Source organism: Domibacillus enclensis, assembly GCF_900156125.1.
Classification (GTDB): Bacteria; Bacillota; Bacilli; order Bacillales; family Domibacillaceae; genus Domibacillus; species Domibacillus enclensis.
This window is the reverse complement of the sequence record NZ_FTLX01000020.1, coordinates 1-5063: the sequence shown is the minus strand read 5'-3', so window position 1 is coordinate 5063 and position 5063 is coordinate 1. Positions and strand designations below refer to the sequence as shown.

Sequence of the window (5063 nt, the reverse complement as noted above, 5' to 3'; positions counted from 1 at the left end):
GTGAGATCCACTTTTGGAGCGTAGCGACAAAAGTTAGCTCACCGCCCGCCCCTCCGAACGCGAAGTCCTGCAGAAGCCGCCCGAACCGTGTTCGCACAAGCATAGTAGCGTTGAAAAAGAGTTACCTGCTTTTCATTGACATGTTCTTTTTTCAACAACATGAAGAAAGCAGGCTTATCACCTGCTTTCTCAAATCAATGATTCCACTTTTTCCGTAAAAACAGCGAAGTATTTCTGTTCTTCACCCTTTCTTTCACTTAGCAATGATGCTTATAACTCCGTTTCTTGTTTAACGTAATTACAAAGCGTGCCGATCTGCTCTACTTCAACCGAAACAATATCCCCATGCTTCATCGGGCAGCTTCCGGATGGAGAGCCTGTTGCCAAAATATCGCCCGGTTCAAGTGTCATCACTTGTGAAATCCAACTGATCAAAAAAGGAATGGACAGCGACATTTCATTTGTATTGCCATCTTGTACAACTCGGCCGTTAAGCGTTGTAACAATTCTGAGATTCCTCGGGTCCAGCCCTTTTACGATACACGGACCCAGCGGACCAAATGTATCAAATCCTTTGCCTCGCGTGAATTGGGGGTCGGTTTTCGTCAGATCCCGTGCTGTGACGTCATTAAAGATTGTACAGCCAAAAACATAGTCCAACGCGTCTTCTTCTTTGATGTTTTTGCCGCGCTTGCCGATTACAAGGGCTACTTCTCCTTCCATCTCTACTTGGCTGGTTAAATGACCGGATGGAAGAAGAATTTCTCCTTGATCAGGAATCAGCGATGATACGGGTTTTAAAAACAAGAATGGCTCCCTCAGGTTCGCCGTGCCGCCTGTTTCCGTTGCATGTCCAACGTAAGTCCAGCCAAAGTTGACAATTTTTGATGGAACTACTGGTTCTAGAAGGGTCACATCATCGAATCGAACCTTTACCCCGTCGTAAGTCAATTCCTCTTTTGCCATTTCAGTGAAACCGCCACTTAGCTGAAAAATGTCGCCGTCTTCTACGACACCGTAGTGGATGCTTCCGTTAGGCTGCTGATAACGAACGATCGTTTGCGTTTTTTGCAGTACCGGCATAGACGTCCAACTCCATAACTTATTTGATGAATCTGACTTGCTCACTAATTATTTTGTATTGCTCTTCTTTTCTTCGGTTAAATTCCACTTTATTTTCTTCGAAGACATTATTCCCTTCTGTATCAATGGAAACAATAAGCGGACCGAATTCCTTTACTTCACATACCCATAAAGATTCTGGCATTCCAAGGTCTTTCCAGTGCACTTCCTTTATCTCCTCCACGCTTTTCGCCGCGTACACCGCATTGCCAGCCGGGAAAACGAGGTGAAGTGCTTTATGTGTTTTGCAGCCTTCTTCTGTATTCTTTCCCATGCCGCCTTTGCCTACAATCAGTTTTACACCTGTTTCTTCAATAAATTCTTTTTCGAATTTTTCCATTCTCATGCTCGTTGTTGGACCGATTGAAATAATTTCATACTCCTCGTTCCCGTGATCCCGTACGATAGGACCCGCATGAAAAATGGCTTTTCCTCTAAGATCCACAGGCAATGGGATTTTTTCTTCAATCAGCCGTCTGTGCGCCACGTCTCTGCATGTGACAATCGTGCCCGTTAAATAAACAATATCGCCTATTTTGATCCCATCTAAATCTTCGTCTTTAATCGGTGTCGTTAATACTTTTTTAGTCATAGCTCTGCCCCCGCATGTGTACTGATTTCATAATTTAAGCTGCTGTCAAATGTGATTTTTCCTCTTCTGTGAGACCAGCACCCTGTATTCACAGCCACTCCGATGGTTGAAGGATGTCTTGCGGTATTGACAACATTAACGCCCATAACGGATTTAGAGCCCTTCAGTCCTTGTGGCCCCAGACCAATCGCGTTAATACCATCTTCAAGCAGCTTTTCCATCTTTGCTGCATTTTCATTTTCATTTTGGCTGTCAACGGATCTCATCAGCGCCTTTTTCGAATTCAGCGCAGCTGTTTCCACCGATGTTCCGACACCGACACCGACCAGGAGCGGTGGGCAGGCGTTAATGCCATAGCTTGTCATGCGGTCCAGCACGAACTTCACTACCCCTTCATATCCCTCACCCGGCATCAGCACGGTCGCAACGCCTGGAAGTGTGCATCCTCCGCCAGCCATATACGTATATATCTCTACCTTATCGCTGTTTTCTTCGATTTCCCAGAAAATACTCGGGGAGCCGTCTCCGACATTCATACCCGGATTGTATTCATCGAATGTTTCGACTGAGTTGTGACGCAGCGGTGTTTCTTGTGTGGACTTATATACACTGTCTTTTAAAATACGGTCCAGCTGCCCAATCAAAGGAAAGTCTTCTCCACATTTCACAAAAAACTGAAGGACACCGGTATCCTGGCAAGAAGGTCTTTTCAGCTCAGAGGCCAGCTTCTGATTTTCGAACATTGTCTTGTAAATAATTTTCGCCAGACGATTGTCTTCCTCTTCACTTAATTCTTTTAATTTCCCTTCAACGTCATCAGGAAGCTTGTAGCTGACAAGCGAAACAAACTTGGACATCAATTCGGTCATTTTTTCTTTTTGCTGTACTTTATCCACCATCGTATTCATTGTCATTCTCCTCATCCTTTTATTTTTGGCTGAAGACCAACTTTCGATTGAAAAAAATTGAACGAGCCGCAAATCTCGAAATCGCTTTCAAAAATAGAAAGGCACTTATAAAACCAAGTGTTTCAGACCGATTCGTTCCATTCTTATTGGACGATCTGTTTTTCGATTCCGATTCGCCAGCTTATCCTTACTCATCGATTGTTTCTCTCAGGCCTTCAATTGCCTCTTGCTACACCAAATATAAATTAACGTATACAATAAAGTCAAGTTTTTTATAAAAAAGGTTATTTTAAACGTTTTATAAAAAAATATTGACAACAATGTATTCATTGAGTAATGTTTTAAGCGTAAACAACTTGTGAGTTAGGTCATGGACAAGTCAAAGGAGGAAATGGGGGTTTATTTTTGAAAGCGGTATCAAATTCTTGAAAAATGAGATGGAATGAAAGGGGATTATGCAATGACATCAGTACGATCGTTATGGAATCAAATGTGGGCGTGGGATGAACAGGTCAGGAATTGGACTAAAACAATGTTCGGTCTGCATCTGATGGCGAATGGCTCCGCTGCCAGAAAGTCAGATGCTCCGGTAAACAAAAAAGTGGAAAACCTGATGCAGGAGCCTGACCCTGAACATCCTCCTTCCTATTCAAAAGCACAATGGATCGGATTGTTAACCGGACCTCTTCTATTTTTGCTTATCCGCTTTCTCGTGTCACCGGAAGGAATGTCGAGTGAGGCCGTGACCGTTCTGGCGATTGTTGCCTGGATCGCAACCTGGTGGGTGACAGAAGCCATTCCGATTCCATTGACTTCTCTGCTGCCACTGCTGCTGTTTCCTCTTTTCGGTATTATGGAAACAGGCGATGTCTCCGCCTCATACGGAGACCCGTTGATCTTCCTCTTTGTAGGCAGTTTTATGATAGCGCTAACAATGGAGAAGTGGAACTTGCACAGACGTATTGCACTAGGCATTATTTCTTTTATCGGAACGAATCCAAGCATGATTATTCTCGGTTTTATGACGGCAACCGGCTTTTTATCGATGTGGATTTCAAACACCGCTACTACGATGATGATGGTGCCCATGGCGCTTGCGGTGACAAAGCAGGTGGCAGATTCACTAAAACATAATGGCTCAAATGTCGACACTACACCGGGCAACTTTCCGTTCGGCACCGCTTTAATGCTTGGGACGGCTTATGCAGCGACGCTAGGCGGATTCGGGACGTTAATCGGCGCACCCGCAAATACTATTTTAGCCGCTACAGTCAATAAATTGTACGGCGTGGAAATTTCATTTGCGAAATGGATGTCATTCGGGATTCCGCTGGTCGTTGTTCTGATCCCGCTCGTTTGGCTGTATTTAGTGAAGGTTGCTTATCCAATGAAGCTGAAGGATATTCCAGGAGGAAGAAACATCATTAAACAGGAGCAACAGGATCTGGGACGGATGGGGTTTGAGGAAAAAGTAGTGTTAACTGTTTTTTCTCTTGTCGCAATTGGCTGGATTACCCGGACGTTCTTGCTCGAAAATATAATTCCTGGTATAGATGATACGGTCATCGCTTTGCTCGGTGCGTTTCTATTGTTTGTCATCCCGGCCAAAAACAAATCCGGCACCATTTTGGATTGGGACACCGTCAAAAAACTTCCGTGGGGCATTTTATGGTTGTTCGGAGGCGGTCTGGCTCTGGCTGCCGGGATTTCAAGCTCTGGGCTTGATCAATGGATTGGCAGCCAGCTTGTGAATTTCACGGATGTTCCGCTCTGGGTAACCATTGCGCTCATCGTTGGCGTGATTACACTGCTGACCGAGTTTACATCCAACACCGCCACATCCACAATGGTTTACCCGATCGTAGCCGCTGGTGCCGCCGCCCTCGGGGTAGACCCAATTATCTTAATGGTCGCAGCCTGCATGGGAGCAACATTCGCTTTTATGTTCCCTGTTGCCGCCCCGCCAAATGCGATCGTGTTTGCTACTGGCTACATTAAAATGAGCACGATGGCCAAAACCGGTGTGTGGCTGAACATTGGCGGTATCATCTTCTCCATTATCGTTGTGTCATTTTTTGTGCCGATCATTTTTGGTGGATTGATGTAAATACGGCACTGCCCACGAACATGTTTCAAACAAAATCTTGAAGGAATTAGAAGGAAAAAAGGAGCTGATCTTTTTTGATCAGCTCCTTTTTTTCATATGCTTACAGATCCAGTTGCTGATCTCTAGAATAGCTGGTTTTTCGTTTACAACATGTACAGTATGTTCTTTGACTTCCCGTTCACCAGTTTCAGTTTTTACTCAATCATCCAAAGAAACCTACATATTGCAGTCAACATCACTACCTTAAATTGAGAGAAAAAATTGAAAAGGACCGCTGATGCTCTAGCATCAACGATCCACAGTTAATAATATAATCATTTTCTTAATACATTTT

Annotated in this window: 4 protein-coding genes; 1 reads left to right on the top strand and 3 read right to left on the bottom strand. The window is 44.3% G+C overall.

The features are described from left to right. Positions 1 to 270 precede the first annotated feature (270 nt). From BW952_RS19055 to ttdA, 3 genes are read right to left on the bottom strand one after another with little or no spacing between them, the layout of a single operon-like run. Entirely contained in the window at positions 271 to 1083 is an 813-nt protein-coding gene (locus BW952_RS19055) for a fumarylacetoacetate hydrolase family protein (RefSeq protein WP_045849843.1), read from the bottom strand. 19 nt (positions 1084 to 1102) lie between these two features. Further along, complete coding sequence (ttdB, locus tag BW952_RS19050; RefSeq protein ID WP_045849844.1) at positions 1103 to 1714, bottom strand: L(+)-tartrate dehydratase subunit beta; 612 nt, start codon at positions 1712 to 1714, stop codon at positions 1103 to 1105. After that, positions 1711 to 2622, bottom strand: coding sequence for a L(+)-tartrate dehydratase subunit alpha (ttdA, locus tag BW952_RS19045; protein WP_231581304.1), 912 nt, complete (start codon positions 2620 to 2622; stop codon positions 1711 to 1713). The genes ttdB and ttdA overlap by 4 nt, the downstream gene beginning before the upstream one ends. Before the next feature lie 460 nt (positions 2623 to 3082). Here ttdA and BW952_RS19040 point away from each other — a divergent pair, with 460 nt between their 5' ends. Beyond that, the gene (locus BW952_RS19040; RefSeq protein ID WP_045849845.1) at positions 3083 to 4729 is read left to right on the top strand and encodes an SLC13 family permease; all 1647 of its coding nucleotides are present in this window, start codon (positions 3083 to 3085) and stop codon (positions 4727 to 4729) included. Positions 4730 to 5063 lie beyond the last annotated feature (334 nt).

What these genes read in the sequence shown, in the direction of transcription:
- BW952_RS19055 (WP_045849843.1), bottom strand. Translation starts at nt 1,083, where the DNA reads ATGCCGGTACTGCAAAAAACGCAAACGATCGTTCGTTATCAGCAGCCT.
- ttdB (WP_045849844.1), bottom strand. Translation starts at nt 1,714, where the DNA reads ATGACTAAAAAAGTATTAACGACACCGATTAAAGACGAAGATTTAGAT.
- ttdA (WP_231581304.1), bottom strand. Translation starts at nt 2,622, where the DNA reads ATGAATACGATGGTGGATAAAGTACAGCAAAAAGAAAAAATGACCGAA.
- BW952_RS19040 (WP_045849845.1), top strand. Translation starts at nt 3,083, where the DNA reads ATGACATCAGTACGATCGTTATGGAATCAAATGTGGGCGTGGGATGAA.